The organism is Alteromonas sp. S167, from assembly GCF_036864375.1.
Classification (GTDB): domain Bacteria; phylum Pseudomonadota; class Gammaproteobacteria; order Enterobacterales; family Alteromonadaceae; genus Alteromonas.
In genome coordinates this window covers 260,008-276,873 of record NZ_JAZETR010000006.1, presented here as the reverse complement: position 1 = coordinate 276,873, position 16,866 = coordinate 260,008, and the positions used below count along the sequence as shown (strand labels likewise).

The 16,866-nt window shown below is 44.8% G+C and carries 15 protein-coding genes; 5 read left to right on the top strand and 10 right to left on the bottom strand.

What is annotated here, in order from left to right:
* The first annotated feature begins 311 nt into the window (after positions 1 to 311).
* Positions 312 to 2,885: a TonB-dependent receptor gene (locus V7R35_RS11565; protein ID WP_334014995.1), complete on the top strand. Its 2,574-nt coding sequence runs from the start codon at positions 312 to 314 to the stop codon at positions 2,883 to 2,885.
* Between the two features lie 67 nt (positions 2,886 to 2,952).
* On the opposite strand, the gene V7R35_RS11560 is transcribed toward V7R35_RS11565, so the two are convergent.
* Entirely contained in the window at positions 2,953 to 3,942 is a 990-nt protein-coding gene (locus tag V7R35_RS11560) for an XdhC family protein (RefSeq protein WP_334014994.1), read from the bottom strand.
* A gap of 110 nt (positions 3,943 to 4,052) precedes the next feature.
* Positions 4,053 to 4,937 (bottom strand): SGNH/GDSL hydrolase family protein, encoded by an 885-nt coding sequence (locus tag V7R35_RS11555; protein WP_334014993.1) that lies wholly within the window; start codon positions 4,935 to 4,937, stop codon positions 4,053 to 4,055.
* A gap of 68 nt (positions 4,938 to 5,005) precedes the next feature.
* Between V7R35_RS11555 and hemN the strand changes: the two genes are divergently transcribed.
* The gene (gene hemN / locus V7R35_RS11550; protein ID WP_334014991.1) at positions 5,006 to 6,379 is read left to right on the top strand and encodes an oxygen-independent coproporphyrinogen III oxidase; all 1,374 of its coding nucleotides are present in this window, start codon (positions 5,006 to 5,008) and stop codon (positions 6,377 to 6,379) included.
* Here hemN and V7R35_RS11545 read toward each other — a convergent pair.
* The 7 genes from V7R35_RS11545 to moaB form a co-directional block, all read right to left on the bottom strand.
* Positions 6,366 to 7,598 (bottom strand): ATP-binding cassette domain-containing protein, encoded by a 1,233-nt coding sequence (locus tag V7R35_RS11545; protein ID WP_334014990.1) that lies wholly within the window; start codon positions 7,596 to 7,598, stop codon positions 6,366 to 6,368. The two genes, hemN and V7R35_RS11545, sit on opposite strands and share 14 nt — an antisense overlap.
* On the bottom strand, positions 7,595 to 8,386 hold the full coding sequence (modB, locus tag V7R35_RS11540; RefSeq protein WP_334014988.1) for a molybdate ABC transporter permease subunit: 792 nt from the start codon (positions 8,384 to 8,386) through the stop codon (positions 7,595 to 7,597). Before modB ends, V7R35_RS11545 begins: the two co-directional genes overlap by 4 nt.
* Positions 8,387 to 8,543: 157 nt before the next feature.
* On the bottom strand, positions 8,544 to 9,602 hold the full coding sequence (gene modA / locus V7R35_RS11535) for a molybdate ABC transporter substrate-binding protein (protein ID WP_334014987.1): 1,059 nt from the start codon (positions 9,600 to 9,602) through the stop codon (positions 8,544 to 8,546).
* Positions 9,584 to 10,057 carry a molybdenum cofactor biosynthesis protein MoaE gene (locus V7R35_RS11530; RefSeq protein WP_334014985.1) on the bottom strand — a complete coding sequence of 158 codons (474 nt, stop codon included), beginning with the start codon at positions 10,055 to 10,057 and terminating at the stop codon, positions 9,584 to 9,586. The genes modA and V7R35_RS11530 overlap by 19 nt, the downstream gene beginning before the upstream one ends.
* A 1-nt stretch (position 10,058) precedes the next feature.
* Entirely contained in the window at positions 10,059 to 10,307 is a 249-nt protein-coding gene (locus tag V7R35_RS11525; protein WP_334014984.1) for a MoaD/ThiS family protein, read from the bottom strand.
* A gap of 32 nt (positions 10,308 to 10,339) precedes the next feature.
* A complete protein-coding gene (gene moaC / locus V7R35_RS11520; protein WP_334014983.1) occupies positions 10,340 to 10,816 on the bottom strand; it encodes a cyclic pyranopterin monophosphate synthase MoaC in 477 nt (158 codons plus the stop codon).
* Positions 10,813 to 11,319, bottom strand: coding sequence for a molybdenum cofactor biosynthesis protein B (moaB, locus tag V7R35_RS11515; protein WP_334014982.1), 507 nt, complete (start codon positions 11,317 to 11,319; stop codon positions 10,813 to 10,815). The genes moaC and moaB overlap by 4 nt, the downstream gene beginning before the upstream one ends.
* Positions 11,320 to 11,444: 125 nt before the next feature.
* On the opposite strand from moaB, the gene V7R35_RS11510 reads away from it, so the two are divergent.
* From V7R35_RS11510 to V7R35_RS11500, 3 genes are all read left to right on the top strand, one after another.
* Positions 11,445 to 12,227 carry a HesA/MoeB/ThiF family protein gene (locus V7R35_RS11510; RefSeq protein WP_334014980.1) on the top strand — a complete coding sequence of 261 codons (783 nt, stop codon included), beginning with the start codon at positions 11,445 to 11,447 and terminating at the stop codon, positions 12,225 to 12,227.
* A gap of 8 nt (positions 12,228 to 12,235) precedes the next feature.
* Positions 12,236 to 13,354, top strand: coding sequence for a succinylglutamate desuccinylase/aspartoacylase domain-containing protein (locus V7R35_RS11505; RefSeq protein ID WP_334014979.1), 1,119 nt, complete (start codon positions 12,236 to 12,238; stop codon positions 13,352 to 13,354).
* A 90-nt stretch (positions 13,355 to 13,444) separates the two neighbouring features.
* Entirely contained in the window at positions 13,445 to 14,176 is a 732-nt protein-coding gene (locus V7R35_RS11500) for a 2'-5' RNA ligase family protein (RefSeq protein WP_334014978.1), read from the top strand.
* Between the two features lie 55 nt (positions 14,177 to 14,231).
* On the opposite strand, the gene V7R35_RS11495 is transcribed toward V7R35_RS11500, so the two are convergent.
* Positions 14,232 to 16,673: a zinc-dependent metalloprotease gene (locus V7R35_RS11495; protein WP_334014977.1), complete on the bottom strand. Its 2,442-nt coding sequence runs from the start codon at positions 16,671 to 16,673 to the stop codon at positions 14,232 to 14,234.
* Positions 16,674 to 16,866: the final 193 nt, after the last annotated feature.

Below are 16,866 nucleotides of genomic sequence, written 5' to 3'. Positions count from 1 at the left end.
TGATATTTTGAATGGGTATGCATCATGTGAAACTATGAGAATTGTTTGGTATGGTATTAAGCGCATGCAGTTTGAACAAAAAGTGACACGTTTGATTCATGTCCATGCAACTTAGCCCCATTAGGCTTTCAAAGTAAGCAACGCAGTAATGAGCTTTTGGTCAAGGATGCGGACAAAATACGTTGCTTGAATTAATGGATGATACGCATTCGGGCACGAGTAAATCGTGATTGTTTTTGCTTGAAGCATGATGCTTCTTTCGGCAGCGCTGAAATTGAGTTCACGTTGCCTCGTTACATAAAAGAAAAATAATGAAGTCACCAATTAATGCAACAGGCCGGACATCACACCGGCTAACACGCTTGGCCAGTGCCATTACTGTTTGTCTTGTATCTTCAACTTTTTGCGCTAGCGCCGACGACAAACTAAATACCGAACTTGAACGCATTGTTGTTCAGGCACAAAAAACGGAACAAAACCTTCAAACCGTACCCGTTGCCGTTACGGCGCTATCGGGGAAAGACCTTTCAGAAACAGTAAGTCGCGACATATTCGACCTGCAAAACTACGTACCGGCATTCGCTGCCTTCCAAAGCCAAAGTGTTACCAACTCAGGCTTTTCAATTCGTGGTATTGGTACCTCTGCACAGAACTTCGGCTTTGAATCATCAGTAGGTTTATACGTTGACGGCGTATACCGCTCTCGCCAAAATGCGCTGATTAACGACCTTGTTGATGTAGAATCGGTCGAGGTATTACGTGGCCCTCAAGGCACGTTGTTTGGAAAGAATACCGCCGCGGGAGCAATGACAGTAAATTCTGTAGCGCCTAGTCATGATGGTCATAATGGCTTTGCAGAAGTATTACTAGGAAACAACAATTTAGTACGTGTAAGCGGGGCATCATCTTTTTCGGTTGTTGACGATGTGCTTGCAGTGCGCTTCTCAGGTTTTAATACACAAAGCGACGGTTTTATTACTGATGAAACTTCAGGCAAAACCTTAAACAATAGAAACCGCTCAGCAATTAAAGCTCAGGCGCTATATACTCCAAACGACAAAATAAGTATGCGTTTTATTGCCGACTACGGTGAGCTTGATGAGCGCTGCTGCGGCGCGCTTACTCTGCAAGACAATATTCAGGCAAATGAAATTCCTGGGAAGTTTGGTACTGATGCGCTTCTGCTTCAACCGCCTTTTAATGCTACCATTTACAACCGTTCAGACTTCTATAACTACCGCACGTCGTTGTCTCAAACGCCAATATCAAAAATGGAAGACAAAGGTGTATCACTACAAATTGATGCTGAGCTCAATAACGCTTGGGATATAGTTAGCATATCTGCATACCGCGCTTTTGACAGTGTAGATACGGTCGATACCGACTTCTCTAATGCTGACTTACTGACAGCCACCAACGATGCTAAGCAACAGTCTTTCTCACAAGAGCTTAGATTGCATTACAGCAGTGATACTCTGCGAGCAATGGTGGGAGCCTATTACTTCAGTCAAAACTTAGACCTTACTTTTGATACCACTACACAGCAAGACTTTGATGCTTTCTTTGCAGCTGCCGCCGCAGATTTACTGCCCTTGGCAAATGCAATTGACCAGTTCAGTGCTTTGACTGGAGGGTTAATTGCACCTTCAGCCGCGCCAGCGCCTGCGGGGACTGCATTTGAACATAACGCGTATCAAGAGCAAGACAGTATCGCGTTATTTGCGCAAGCCGACTGGTTTTTGACCGATGCATTTACGTTGACCACTGGCCTTCGCTTTACGCGAGAAAAGAAATCCATTGAAGGCGAATACTTTGAGCAAGGGCCAGGCATTAATGGGCTTGAACAAGACCCATTTAGATGGCCAAACATTAATGATGCCGCATTGGCGTTGCAAGAAATTGGTGTAGCACTTCTTAATGACACCCTGCCCTCTGAAGCAGCATTAGGTGCGATTGCGCCTTTTCAACAACCTGGCTGGGGTTACTTCTTTTTAGGTAGCGCTGCAGTCTTACCGAGGCCTGTATTGTCAGCTGAACTTGATGATAATCAGGTAACTGGTACGGTGAAATTAGCCTATCAGTTAAACGACACCACCCTCACTTATGCAAGCTTTGCTACAGGCTTTAAAGCTGGGGGAACAAACACAGACCGAATTCAGCCTTCCTTCGATCCTCTCTTTGAAGCTGAGAAATCTCGAAGTGGTGAAATAGGCATAAAGCATGATTTTGAACAATATAATGTGCGGATAAACGCAGCAGCACACTACACACGCATTAGCGATTTTCAAGCAACAACTTTCACGGGTAGTGGTTTTAACCTTCAAAACGCCGGTGATATTGTTGTACAAGGGTTAGAAATTGAGGCGACATGGTTGGTCACAGCTAACACCGAACTTCATATGGCCGCTGCGCGCACGCTGGCTAACTTTGATGAATTCGAACAAGGAACATGCTGGGTTGCTTATACCTGGCACACCGGTATTGACGACCCAGGTAGAGCGAACCCTACCGATCCATTTTGCTCACGCGATGGTGATCGCGTTGGTTTTGAGCCGCAAAATACCTTGGCAATAATGCTGAATCAGCACTTCGATATTAGCAACTACGCGTTCACAGCCAGTGTAGACTATCAATATACTGGTGATGTTTATCTTGATGACGCAAACGACCCATATAAGTTCGAAGGCGCGTACAGTGCAGTAAATGCACGGCTGAGTATGTCGATCCCGCAATGGGACAGTGAAATCATTGCGTGGTCACGCAACCTTTTTGACGAAGAATATGTGGCAAGAAGCGGTTTTGACGTACCAGTACAAACTGGGAAAATAATGGCATACCCCGGCGCACCGCGCAGTTTTGGTATTACTTTTAGAAAGTCATTTTAAGCTGTTAACACGCTTGGAATATAAGCGCGCACTTTTAAATTAAGGGTGCGCGCACACTGTTTGCCAATTACTTTTTTCTAGCTGGCTTCTTGTAAAAAACTGCATGGCACTGCGCAATAACCGAAAGCGCAATATGCTCTGGCAAATCGCCACCAATATCAAAACCGGCAGGGCTGGCAAAGTGGTCACAAAACGAGGTATCCGATAAACCAGCTAATGTCATGATCTCTTGCTTTCTATGCAAAGGCCCCAGCATAGCGATATACATTAACTTGTGCCGACTCAGTAGTTTAAGCGACCGTGCATCAATGTCTCGGTGGTGCGACATTAATACCGCAGCGTGAATACCATGCTGGGCGATGTGAATATTTAGCGCTTCAATATCGGTATCTTCAACTAAAAAATTAACCTCGGGAAAATGCTCTAGCCTTGCCTGAGCAGGCCTAGGATCCCACAGTGTAACCGTCCACCCTTGCGCTTTAGCCATTTGCGTCATAAAGGTAGCATCGTAGCCTCCCCCGATAACTAACAGATGAATTGGTGGCACATGTGTAACAGTAAGCGTTTGTGTGCCTTCCCGCTGCTCCAATTTAGCTTTTTGGGGGCGTACATTAACGGTGTCTAATGATGCGCATTTCCCCTGCTTTCCAGCAATATCGCATTCCCATGTGCAGGCTATTCCTTGTGACAGCAAACGACTAACGTTATCAAGTTCAAGAAATTGGTTAGCTTGGTTTAATGAAACTAATGACAAGTGCACAACGCCGCCACAGCCAACACCCAATTTAAACGCAATATCCTCTTCATCCTCATCGTCGTATACAGCTGTTCGGCTCTTACCGTCATCCATAACGCGATGGGCTTTTTTAACAATGTCACTTTCTAAACACCCGCCGCTTAAAATTCCAAATTGATGGCCTGCATCACTAAACAACATCATGGCGCCCGCCTTGCGGTAACACGAACCTTGTGTTTTAAAGATAAAACCAAGCACCCATTTGTGCTTATCTTTAAGCGGTAGCCATTGTGAAAGTAAATGATTAACGTGATTACTCATGTGTTGCTGCCTTTATTTGTAACATTGAATAGCTTTTTAGTGCTGTTTGCTTTTATGCATTCGCTGGCGTTGGATAATGGAAACACTGCATTCCTATAAATCCAGTAACATTATGATTTTATCCATGTTTGCTTACTCAACACTACCATAATGCGGTCAACCCACAGTGAATAAGCCTTAGATGACGGGTGAAATCCATCGGTTGCCATAAACCCACTGTCTTTAATATCTTGAAAGCGCATAACGATTTCACTTGGCGTGCTCTTTTTGCGCTCGATCTTTACTTGAGTATTGGCATCAGCAATGCCAAAAAGATCGTCAACAGTATTGTCATCGTGATTTTTCGGATTGTGTAAAATATCAAGGGGCAAAAACACACTACAACATTCACCCTTCGCATTTTGTAAACGCACGACATCCTGTAATGCTTGATTAAACAGCTTTGCTCGCTGTCCTAAAACCCAACGCAGCGGCTGTACAATCGCGGGAAATAAGTGAATTGGGGGAAGCTCACTGAATATTACAAGATCACACTGAAATTTTCTGGCTAACAGAGCCTGTATTTGCTGGCATTGTTGCTGCCAGCGGCGAAGTGATGTGAAATGCGTAACGTCGTTTACGCCGACAGAAATAAGGGCAACGTTAAACTTTTCTGCAGCTGCGGTTTGCAGCATGTTAAGCACATCTTCGCTGGTGTAACCTGTTTTTGCCTGTAGCACTACCCGAGCGCTACCTACGTTAGACAAAGCGGAATACAAAAGCCCAGACAACGCATGCTGCTGATGGGTGGCACCAACACCAGCTGCGGCGGAATCTCCAAGAACAAGTACATTCACTCCATCCTCTGTATAAAACGAAGGGCTCTCAAATAAGCGCTCACCATCGGGTTCAGGAAGACGCAACGTGCGTCTTCTTACCCATAGCCCTTGTACTAATAACAAAGGAAATAAAACCAACAGTGCTGTGTTTAAAAGCAAAAGTTTGAAGTAGATCAAAGTGTGCTCCATTCACATGAGTAAACTAAACCTATCCCCTTTCTACACGTGTTAGCAAGTAATTGATTATGACTGACAGTAAATTAGCATCGCAGCGTAAAGCCATTGTTGAAATGTATGCCCAACATGCCCCTCGGTACACGTCTTACCCAACAGCATTAAAGTTTGCCCCTGTAACCCACGACATTCTTGTTGATGCGAATGAAAATAGCGATGCTGACACACTAAGCTTGTATGTACACATTCCTTTTTGTAAAACACTTTGTTATTACTGCGGATGCAATAAAATAGTGACCCGCCACAGCGAAAAAGCCGATGTTTACTTGCGCTATGTTGAAAAAGAAATTATAGCACGCCAACATCTGGCTAACGCAAAGCGTATTGTTAGCCTACATTTGGGAGGGGGCTCACCAAGCTTTCTTAGCGAGTCACAGCATATTGAATTAATGTCGACTCTGCGCCGATACTTTTCGTTCGAGGTAGATGCCACCCTGTCTATAGAACTCGACCCACGAAACGTCACTAAACCCTATTTACGAACATTGAAGCAGCTTGGCTATAACCGCTTAAGCTTTGGCTTACAAGACACCGATTACAACGTGCAACACACTATCAATCGTGTGCAAAGTACCTCACATATTGCCGATTTGGTGTTTGAAGCAAAATCACTTGGTTTCGACTCTGTAAATTTAGACATAATTTATGGTCTGCCACACCAAAATTTAGAAACGTTTAAAACAACAGTAGCGGCCACGAAAGCAATAGCGCCCGATAGAATTTCATTATTTAGCTACGCACATCTTCCCGAGCGTTTTGCAGCACAGCGAAAATTCAGTGACGATATGCTGCCCGATGCCATGTTAAAATCTGAGCTATATAGTTATGCCGTTGAGAGTTTTACAAGTATTGGCTACGAAAAAATAGGGCTAGATCATTTTGCCAAGCCAACTGACGAACTAGCAGTTGCCTACAAAAATGGCGTGTTGCATCGCAATTTTCAGGGCTATACCACTCACGGTGATAGCGACTTACTCGGGTTGGGGTTATCGTCAATCAGTTCCATAGGTAACGCTTTTGCTCAAAATCCTAAAAAGTTAAATGACTATTACCTTCAAATAGACAACAAGTTACCCACTGCTGTTGTTGGCTTAACGCTCACCAAAGACGATTTAATACGACGCGACGTAATCTCAAGCCTGATGTGCAATATGCAGGTTGATATACAAGAAATTGAAAATAAACATGCAATTGTATTTAGCGAGTACTTTAACAAAACCATTGAGAAGCTTAAGCCACTTCAAAATGACGGTTTACTATTAATGAAAAAACACTGGCTTTTAGTGCCTGAAAGCGCACGAATATACATTAGAGCAATTTGTGTGAAATTTGACGCATATTTTCACGAAGATGCAATGTCTCAGCGCTACTCTAGAGCAATTTAAACCTGGCAAGAACCTGCATCCCTTCTTTCAGCTTTAGCCTAGTGACAGACAGTTCGCTAATGCTGGCATAGAGGGTTTGATGTCGCTCAGGAGGATTGTCAAATGCGCTTTTGTGCGTTTTTTTGTGAAAGCCCTTGTGAAAATGCTCTTGTAAATTGAGCACGCTCAGTGTTATCAACACTTTTGCCTCTTTGTTACTACCCAGCGGTGCAATATGTGAAACTTTACATAGCAAGGCATTCAACATGCTTGATGTATGCGCTTCTTTCATCATGCTTACATTGGTGTCTAGGCTTACATCGCTTGCTTTAACAGCAACACTTACTTTTCTCGTCTTAATGTGCTGCGCAGACGACACCTGAGTATCCGCGCAATTTTCGACAACTGCAGCTTGATGAGAAACATAAACAGTTTGATCGCCAATGCTTATTGCTTTAACTGACGACGGCCAGCTTGATGTTTCAGCGAAAGGCGTTTTTGATAGCCTGTCAGCGTCACTTGAATTGTCGCGTAACGAGCCACAAAGCACAGCGCTGGGGTTATCGATAAGGCCGGAGTTAAATATATTGCTCAGCACATCGTTAGAAGAGCCGGAGTATTGTAATTTTCCGTCTTCAATGTAAACCAGTGCATCGCTGAACAAAGCGAGCTCCTCTAAATCATGAGACACAAAAATACATGTAGTTTGTGTTGCCTCGCAGTGCTGTTTTAGAAATTGGTATATTTTTCGTCGAGTTACAACGTCAACAGCACTTAATGACTCGTCTAGCAGCAACACATCAGGGCCGTTAATAAGTGCTCGTGCTATTGCCACACGCTGAGCCTCACCGCCGGATAACGACGAAATAGGTTTGTCTAGCAGATGTTCACAACAGCAGCCAGCCGCGGCCTTATCCACTGAAAGGGCTTTTACACCCTGATGCCGCTGAGCCAGTTTAAAATTGCCTGTAACATCCACGTGAGGGAACAGCATAGGCTGTTGAAACACAATGCCTACTTTTGAAACTTGGCGAGTGTTTACGTTTTTATCAGCATTATCGCGCCTTGAGCTTACCCAGCTACACTCAACCACGGCGCTTTTTTCACTACCGGCAATGGCACGCAGCAATGAACTTTTTCCCGCCCCTGATGGCCCTGTAACGCCCACAACGCGAACGTTATTTTCACACGAAAATGACGCGCTAATACGACCGGGAAAGTTAACGTTTACTGAAGTCACAAACCGTTGCCCTTTTGTGCTGAGTCGCTGCGCGCTTCTGTAGTACTGAGATTTCCTGTTTTACTGAGTTTTCCTGCTTTGCTACGCGGCGCTGGCTCACGCGATAACGGCATACCGTTAAATTTGTACAGCACGCTTAGTAGTAGAAAGCAAAACGCCAACAAGGTTAGCGACAGCGCATGCGCTTTTTCGTAGTCTAACGCCTCAACATTTTCATACAGCGCAATCGACAATACTTGTGTTTCTGACGGAATGTTACCACCTATCATCAACACAACACCAAACTCGCCAATAGTGTGGGCAAAACTTAACCCCACTGCCACCATAATAGAGGCTTTGCACATGGGTAACACAATACGCCAAAATGCTTCTACCTTTGAAAAGCCCAATGAATAGGCGGCATCTAAATACCCCCGCTCGAACTGTGAAAAACCACTGTAAAGAGGCTGTAGCGCAAAGGGAAACGAGTAAATAACCGACCCAATAACTAAGCCTTCAAAGCTAAACGCTAGGGTTAAACCCGTTATCGCTTGCCATGTTTGCCCTAACCAACCTTGAGGGGAAAAGGCAATGAGTAAATAAAACCCTAATACTGTTGGCGGTAACACTATCGGTAGCGCGAAAACAGACATAACAAAGGGTTTGGCTCTGCCCTCCCAATTCGCTAGAGCCCACGCGAGCGGCAGTGTAATCACGAGTAAAATTGCACTCGTGATTACTGCAAGCTTCAAAGTAAGTGCTATAGCACTTAAGCTGGCCGGGTCGCTGATATGACTGAAAAAGGACATAAATAGTTAATTTAATTGTGCAATATATAAGTTTTGTTCATTAAATAGGTCTTCTTCTGTTAAACCTTATTTTTATCGTGGCGGTGTAGTGTCTATACACTGTCAGCACCGCGTGCTTTACACTATCTAACCTATGTTGAGGCTACTCAATTATTCTTTAAGGTGCAGCAACTGCTGGAAGATAACCCCACTCCGGCAATCGGTTTTGCACACTCTGCGACAGTAAATATTGCACAAACAGATGGCTAGAGGAAATACCGTTAAGGCTTTCTGCACTTTCTTTGTTTAGCGGTATTTCTGTTTCACCTGTATAATCAAACACATTGGGCACTAGTTGCGCCGCCGATTTGCTATTAATAATAAGCGACTGAACGATGGGCGAATAATAGGTGCTGGGTACAAGAACACTATTCTCAGCGGCGCCTTTTTTTTCTGACTCAAGCGTAAGTGAATGTGCCACCAAAGCACCAGAAACACTGCCTGTGGTGAAGAATTGATAGGTTTGTAGAACGTTCTTTCCTTTAACCTTGGTAAACATTGCTGAAGTTGGCTTTTGCTCAGTTTGCGTTTGGTCTTGGCTTTGATGATGAAGCTGCCGCGTATGCATACTTGCTAAAACTTGCTCAGCCGCAACGCCGTAAGGCGCAAGCTTTGGATTCGCAATAGCCAGTTTTGCATTGGTTACCGACATTACGCTTTCAAATATCTTCGAAAATTGTGCTGAGCTTATCTCAGAATGTGATGCGTAGCTGGCATTTTTTTCATTGGTATAAACAAATGCTAACCGTCCAAGTGCATAATTCACTAGGTTGTCTTTATGCACTAGTTGGGCGTCAACAAGCGCTTGCGGGCGGCTGCGATCTGCGGATAAAAACACATCAAAGCCAGCGCCATGTTGAATTTGCGCAAACAGAGTACCGCTAGACGAAACAGTAATCACTACATCGACGCCGGTTAACTGCGTAAACTCACTGGCGATATCTCGAAGCGGTTTTGCAAAGTTGGCAGCAACAGCCACATTAACCGATGCATTATCGGCTGCGCGCAACGGTAAAGGAGAAATAAGGCATATAGATAATAAGAAAAGTACAAAACGCATCGACAGTGACTGTTTTATCAGAGCGATAAGTGGAGATAAAGTAAGATAAAAATCGTGCACCGCTAGAGTACCGCTTCGGTGCAAAACATTGTTAATCCTCAAGATTTCTGCATCCATTTAAGTGCAGCTTGGTCGTCTGTGGCTTTCACCTGCACCCACTTTTCATCGGTGCCTTTAAATTCCTTTTTCCAAAGCGGAACCGACTGTTTTAGCATATCCATTAAAAAGCACGCAGCATCAAACGCAGCTTGTCTATGTGGCGCGGCTGCACCAACCCATACAATTTGTTCGTCATTTAAAATACGCCCAACCCTGTGAACGGCGCCGGCACTTGTTAGTGAGAACCGAGACACGGCTTGTTCTACTAACGATAACAGCGCATTTTCAGTCATGCCTGGATAGTGCTCTAGCTCAATGCCGTCTATATTACCTGACTGGTTAAAGTCTCTTACCAAGCCAGTAAAAGTCACTATGGCCCCCGTGTTCCCAGCGGCTGCATTATGTGCATTTTGCTGAAGCTTTTTATACAGAGCACCTTGGTCAAAGTCTTGCTGCTGGATAACTGCGAACACGTTATCCCCCTGTTACCGGTGGAAATAGCGCAAGTTCATCGCCACTGCACAGCACGGTATCTTGGTCGCAAAGCTGCTGGTTACAGGCAGTAAGCACGTTTGCATCAAGCGCTAACGCCCACTTTTCACTGCGTCTACCTAAAAGCGCTATAGCTTCAGCAACACTCGCGCCTTCATTAAGTGTTAATGATAATTGTGGCTCTTCACACACTTCACGGGTTTGCGCGAAGGTTTTCACCGAAATCTGCATGTTTTTCACTTTTATAAAAGTTGAAATAAAGGCTACTGACTTGTCCAGTAGCCTGTTTTACCGCCTTTTTTCTCTAGCACTTTTATACCGTCTAATCTCATGGCGGGGTCGATGGCCTTACACATATCAAACAACGTTAATAGCGCTACGTTTACCCCCGTTAGCGCCTCCATTTCTACGCCCGTCTTTCCACTTAGTTTGCAAAAACAGGTAGCGCGAATGCGGCTTTGAGCTGGTTCTATTTCAAAATTCACGTCTACTTTCGACAGTGCCAGCGGATGGCACAATGGAATAAGGTCGCTACAGCGCTTCGCACCTTGAATGCCAGCAACACGCGCTACAGCAAACACATCACCTTTGGCAATTTTAGCTTCACTAATTTGCGTTATTACGTTGTCACTAACGTACAAATAACCCTCTGCGGTAGCTTCTCGCTTGGTAACGTCTTTGTCACTAACGTCAACCATGTTTGCCTCGCCCCCCACATTTAAATGGCTAAACGTGCTCATGACTCCACCAAATGCTTAACAAAGTTACACGGTCGAAAATCGGCATCCAGCTGACTTGAAATAATATTCTCCCAAGCGGTTTTGCATGCGCCTGTTGAGCCCGGCAAACAAAAAATAACGGTATTGTTAGCAAAGCCGGCAATGGCGCGAGACTGAATGGTAGATGTGCCAATTTCTTGGTAGCTAATTTGTCTAAATAGCTCACCAAACCCATCAACTTCTTTATCGAACAATACGCTAATGGCTTCTGGCGTTGAATCGCGATGAGTGAAACCCGTGCCACCTGTAATTAGCACTGCGTGAATGTTTTTATCGGCAATCCACTTAGACACCACCGCTCGCTGTTGGTATATATCGTCTTTCACCAAGTCACGGTCAAACAGCACATGCCCTGCTGTGGTAAGGGCGTCTTTTAAATAATCACCCGATTTATCGTTGTCTAACGTGCGTGTATCAGAGATGGTAAGCACGGCAATATTCAGAGGCTGGCTAACAACAGACATATAAAATCCTAATTTGATCTGCGACATTTCAACTGGTTTTGATAAAGTACCAGCAAAACTAAATACTTGGTAAACACTTTATAAGGGTGTACACCATGAATTCAACAATTAAGTTGGCATAACCTATGTTTAAGAGCCTGACAACCGAACAAGCCATGCGCTATAACCGTCAAGTTGTACTTAAGAAAGTTGACCTAGACGGCCAAGAAGCCCTGCTTAATGCTAGCGTGTGCATTATTGGTGTGGGTGGCTTGGGTACAGCCGCTGCGACAAGCTTGTGTGCCAGTGGCGTGGGTAATATTACGCTGGTCGATTTTGACACGGTTGAAGTAACAAATCTTCCAAGGCAAACCTTGTTTAGCGAACAAGATGTGGGCGAAGCAAAAGTAGAGGCCGCCAAAAAAAGGCTAAACGAGATAAACAGTGAATGCCACATCGCTTGTGTAAATGCAGCTTTCGATGAAACTTTAGCAAGCGTTATTAAAAACTGTGACATAGTACTCGATTGCACTGACAACCTGAAAAGCCGCGACACCATTAATGAACTGTGTTTTGCCAATAATCGACCATTGGTATCTGGCGCAGCAATTCGCTTTGAAGGACAGCTGTTTGTAGCCATTCCTGGCCAAACCGCCTGTTACGGCTGTTTGCGCACCTTATTTTCCTCCGTAGAGTTAAGCTGCGTTGAAGCAGGCATTTTTTCACCCGTGGTTAATATTGTCGGCACTTATCAGGCCTTATTAGCTATGCAGCTGCTTATGGGCATGTCGACCGTTCCCACAAATGCCCTGCTAACCTTTGACGGGTTAACTCACGAATGGCAACAGTGGGCGCTACCACCTAATACCTCATGCCCGATATGCGAAAACAGTGTCGATGCACGAAAAATAACGACAGAAAAAGAGTAGAGACAAACATGACAACCGAAGTAGTAAAGAAACACATGGTTGTGGCACAAAATGCCTCTGGCAGAAATATGAATGTGCCAATTTATAGAATGAAGGGGGCACGCCCAGGCCCTACCGTTTACATTCAAAGCTCTATCCACGGTGCTGAGGTACAGGGCAACGTGGTGATATACCATCTTATCCAGCGCTTAAAGCAAATGGATATTTGCGGCGAAATTATATTAGTGCCTAACTGCAACCCCATTGGTACCAATATAAAAGCAGGTGAATACACCCTTGGCCGCTTCGACCCCGTCAACGGCACAAATTGGAATCGTGGCTATTTCTTCGACAAAGAAGCAGTGCAGCAATTTGCGAAAACCGTTACGCCCGAAGAATCTGTAGCAGCCATTAAGGCACGCTTTCGCGCACACCTTTCGGCAGCTATAGATAAGAAACTGGCAGAGCCGTGGGGCTTAGGTTTAGCGCAACAGCTAAATTTAAAGTTGCAGCAGCTTGCCGTTAACGCTGACTATGTACTGGACTTACATAACGGGCCCGTTAGCACCCGCCACGTATATATTCCCGAATACGCAAAGCAAAGCGCCACGTTGTTTAACATTCCGCATTGTATCTTCATTCCAAACGTATTCGCTGGCGCACTCGATGAAGCTACTTTCTGCCCCTGGTGGACGCTTCAGGAAAATGTAAAACAGAACTTGCAGCGGGATATCCACTTTGACGTGGAAGCATTTACGCTAGAAATGGGTAGCCAAGAAGTGATTAATTTTGCCGAAGGAGACATTGATGCCACCAGCATTTTAAGCTATTTGAACGCAAAGAACGTGCTTCATGAATGCGACATCACGCCTAAGACAATGACGAGACTGGGCGTTTACCTTAAAGACTACAAAACCATGTTTACTGATTGGGGCGGCATGGTGGAATACATTGCGAAACCTGGGCACCCTGTATTAAAAGGCGAGCCAATGGCGCAAATTTTAAATATCGACGATTTAGATACCGACAACGGCAGCAGAACACTCACTGCTCCCTGCGATTTAATTCCTATTTTGCATTTCCCGTCGGCGTCGGTGTTAAGCGGAACACAACTTTATAAAGTGTTTACCAACTACGTTGAGCTTTAGAAGGGAGACATGGCGTTACATGGATATTGGCTTTTATTGTGAAGAAAATAAGGTGTCGATATTAACGATATAAATCGTATTTACGAAGAAATGTGGCAGCGTTTTGACCAAGCTCTTCACAATGAGGGGGTAAGCGTTGACCACAATATTCACAATAACGCCGACACCCGACGAGGTGTAACTGCCCTCGCCTACATAGAAAAAAATGATACGCAGGTAGCAACGCGAATTAGCGAGTTTTTGGCAGGACTACAACAGGTTATTCCAAACCAATACTTTTACCCTACTGATGAACTCCACCTTACCATGTTATCCGTCATTTCTTGCGTAGACGACTTCACGCTGGACGATATTCATATCCCACCCTACACAGCACTTTTTCAAGAAGCACTTTTAGGGCTTCCTGAGTTTAACATTACTTTTAGGGGTGTAACCGCCACACCAGATTGTGTGGTAATACAGGGTGTTGTTGACCATGGAAAGAGCGGGGAAAACGAAGAAAGCGACACATTAACATTATTGCGGGAGCGGCTACGAAACGCTTTTAAATCATCGACACTTCGCAGCAGCATAGACTCTCGTTACACGCTAAAAACTGCGCACTGCACAGCCGCACGTTTCTGCTCGCCGCTAAATACTAGCTCTAATACAAAAGCTAGCGAAAGCGAGTTGTTACTTAACTACCTTAAGCGCTACCGCAATCACCACTTTGGTACCATTACCGTCAAGCATATCGACCTTGTTTTCAACGACTGGTACCAACGCCTAAATACAAAGCGCCTTGCTCAAGCCTTACTAGTAAAGATCAACTATGCTACTTAAAAAAAGCGCTAGAAATAGCGCTTTTTTTAGCTGGTAAATAAATTTTGCTTCGAGACTAGATAGGTGAGCCTGGAGGAAGTGGCTCAACGTCGAACATTGCTGGCCACTCACCTGTTTCCCAATAACGCATGAAGTGTTTGTGAATTACCGTGTAACGATTATTGTCAGCTTCATCTTCTAACCACTGCGTAAATTCTAGCAAGGTTTCCTGCGCTGCCAGTTTTGCTTCAGGCGCAAGCGTGTTAGACGTCACTGCGCGCATCACCGCATTAAGGGCCACTAGCTTTAAGCGCTCATTTAATGGGCTGCTATTTTCATTTCTATACCAATGTACATTTAGAATTTGTTTAAGCAGCAACGCTACATCTACTTTTCTTCGTCTGTCTTTACTGCTCGTTGCTTGCCACTCAAGACGATTCAACCTTTCAGGGTGCAGAAGCAGTTCAAACGCAAAATTCGATGCCGAAGCTGCAGCTGAAACCGGGTCTAGCATTAAGCCCATCTTACCTTTGAAGTGCTCACGAGTAATATCGTCGCCATAGGCTGTGGGTGGTATGAGTGCTAGCACGTTTTGAGGCATAGATAAGTAATCAGACGTAGTTGCTCTTATTAACTGCTGCATTGCGCGCTCTTGAATTGCGGGAGCTACGAATACTTGCCCCTGCGCTCTGGTGTAGTCGCCCTTTCGTTCATAATCGTACTTCAAGCCACCAACCTGCTTTGCTACCGCTTCCAGTTGATAACGGTGCAACAAATAAATGGGTACCAGCGCATTTTCTAACGACGATAACGTGCTATTAGGTGGCAGGGTATCAAGTCCAAGGTTATCTAGTGCCACTTGCCTTATATGAGAAATTTCATCGAACGCATCAAGCGGGTTACTGCCGTTTTCCCACATGTGGCCATTTGCAGAGGCATGCTTAGCACTTCGTGTATCGGGGTCAGATTTAAAACTTAATCCATCGTTTCGCCCTTTCACAATAATTTTTGCTAGCGCTTCGGCCTCTTCAACATCGCTTCCAAAGTCAGAGTATCCATATGCGACAGCGTGTTTATCCCATGCGCCAATGCCTTTGTCGTAAGCCCCCTCAAGCGACACCTTACCGTCTTTAAGCGTAAGCTTAGGGTGTGGATAATCCATTACCGAAGCTCGGTCGTTTTCGCTGGCCGCAAAGTTATGTGCAATTCCTAACGTATGCCCTACTTCATGTGCAGATAATTGCTTAATGCGATCAAGCGCCATTTCTTGCTGTAGGCTGGTATCGGTGTTGCCATTTTTAAACGGACTGGTTAACCCCAACGCAATTAAATAGTCTTGGCGCACACGAAGAGAGCCTAAGGTAACGTGACCTTTAATAATTTCTCCGGTGCGAGGGTCGACAACCGATGAACCATAAGACCAACCTCGCGTAGCTCTGTGAACCCAATTAATAACGTTGTAACGCACGTCCATTGGGTCTGCGCCCTCGGGCAGCACTTTTACTTGAAACGCATCTTTGTAACCTGCTGCCTCAAAGGCCTGATTCCACCAGCTAGCCCCTTCCTTAAGTGATGACATCACTGGCTCTGGTATACCGGGGTCAAGATAATAAACAATCGGCTCTACTGCCTCGCTTACCCCAGCATGAGGTGACTTTTTGTGTAGTCGATGGCGCGTAATAAAACGCTGCTCCGTGGGCTCAGTAATAGCCGTTGAATAATCGAAATAGCTGAATTTCCAATACCCTGAATAAGGATGATAAACGCGAGGCGTGTAATTATCGTCTGGCAACGCCACAAAAGAATGGTGCAAATGCACGGTTAAGCTCTCAGCATCTGGCGTTACCTGCTGCACAAAATTGCCCGGTTTTTTACCAGCAAACGTAACCAGTGCTTCTAACTCGGTGTTTTTTTCGAACCCTTTTGTACGCTTAAGATAAACGCCACTGCGCGATTTATCTACGCTGTAGCTCCCTTGCTTTGCCCTATTCATTCGGTTGCCAATGCCGTGAATATCACTAAGCAAAAATGCCGTATAGTGCACTAAGTTAGCACTGTCATTTGCCGCAACAATGGTAAACCCTGCAATCACCGAGTCGGAAAACGCTTCATCAATACTCTGTTTTTCGGCCGCACTTCCCATGCTCGCGCGGTACTCGGTATTATGCTGTTTAAGCAAAAGCTTGTTGCCAAATTGCTCGAAGCTCACTAAGCGCGTTCGTCCTAATTGACCTCTGTCTAAGCCAATGTCATTCGACCCCACGCCGTAAGGCATACTACTTTGAAATAAAAACTGTGAGGCTTGTTGCGGCACGGCCAAATACACTTTGTCTGCAGACTCATCATAGTAGATAGGAATTAAGCCCTGTTTAAGCTGCATATCTTGTGTAAATTCAGCAATGGTAGGCAGCGCCGCCCACACCGGAGACACACCTAATACCAATAAGGTGATAAAACTTACCTTTAACGCCCTTCTCTTTTTGCTATTTTGAACAAAAAAGCCAAACAATTTGTGCATTTACGATTCCCTCTAACGCTTTTGGTTATTCAATCAATTTTTCGATTGTGAGTATTTTTATACGTGTATTTGTTTCCTGAAGTAATGTCTAACCTTACCTCTTTTTCCGTTATCGCAAAACACAGATTCGATAAGTAGTTTTTTATCTTCTAGAACTGGCATAAATGTACAACGCCGCTAAATCTGTAAGGCT

Bases quoted from the DNA above. Each gene is read 5' to 3' on its own strand.
- V7R35_RS11565 (WP_334014995.1), top strand. From the start codon at position 312: ATGAAGTCACCAATTAATGCAACAGGCCGGACATCACACCGGCTAACA.
- V7R35_RS11560 (WP_334014994.1), bottom strand. From the start codon at position 3,942: ATGAGTAATCACGTTAATCATTTACTTTCACAATGGCTACCGCTTAAA.
- hemN (WP_334014991.1), top strand. From the start codon at position 5,006: ATGACTGACAGTAAATTAGCATCGCAGCGTAAAGCCATTGTTGAAATG.
- modB (WP_334014988.1), bottom strand. From the start codon at position 8,386: ATGTCCTTTTTCAGTCATATCAGCGACCCGGCCAGCTTAAGTGCTATA.
- modA (WP_334014987.1), bottom strand. From the start codon at position 9,602: ATGGATGCAGAAATCTTGAGGATTAACAATGTTTTGCACCGAAGCGGT.
- V7R35_RS11525 (WP_334014984.1), bottom strand. From the start codon at position 10,307: ATGCAGATTTCGGTGAAAACCTTCGCGCAAACCCGTGAAGTGTGTGAA.
- moaC (WP_334014983.1), bottom strand. From the start codon at position 10,816: ATGAGCACGTTTAGCCATTTAAATGTGGGGGGCGAGGCAAACATGGTT.
- moaB (WP_334014982.1), bottom strand. From the start codon at position 11,319: ATGTCTGTTGTTAGCCAGCCTCTGAATATTGCCGTGCTTACCATCTCT.
- V7R35_RS11510 (WP_334014980.1), top strand. From the start codon at position 11,445: ATGTTTAAGAGCCTGACAACCGAACAAGCCATGCGCTATAACCGTCAA.
- V7R35_RS11505 (WP_334014979.1), top strand. From the start codon at position 12,236: ATGACAACCGAAGTAGTAAAGAAACACATGGTTGTGGCACAAAATGCC.
- V7R35_RS11500 (WP_334014978.1), top strand. From the start codon at position 13,445: ATGTGGCAGCGTTTTGACCAAGCTCTTCACAATGAGGGGGTAAGCGTT.
- V7R35_RS11495 (WP_334014977.1), bottom strand. From the start codon at position 16,673: ATGCACAAATTGTTTGGCTTTTTTGTTCAAAATAGCAAAAAGAGAAGG.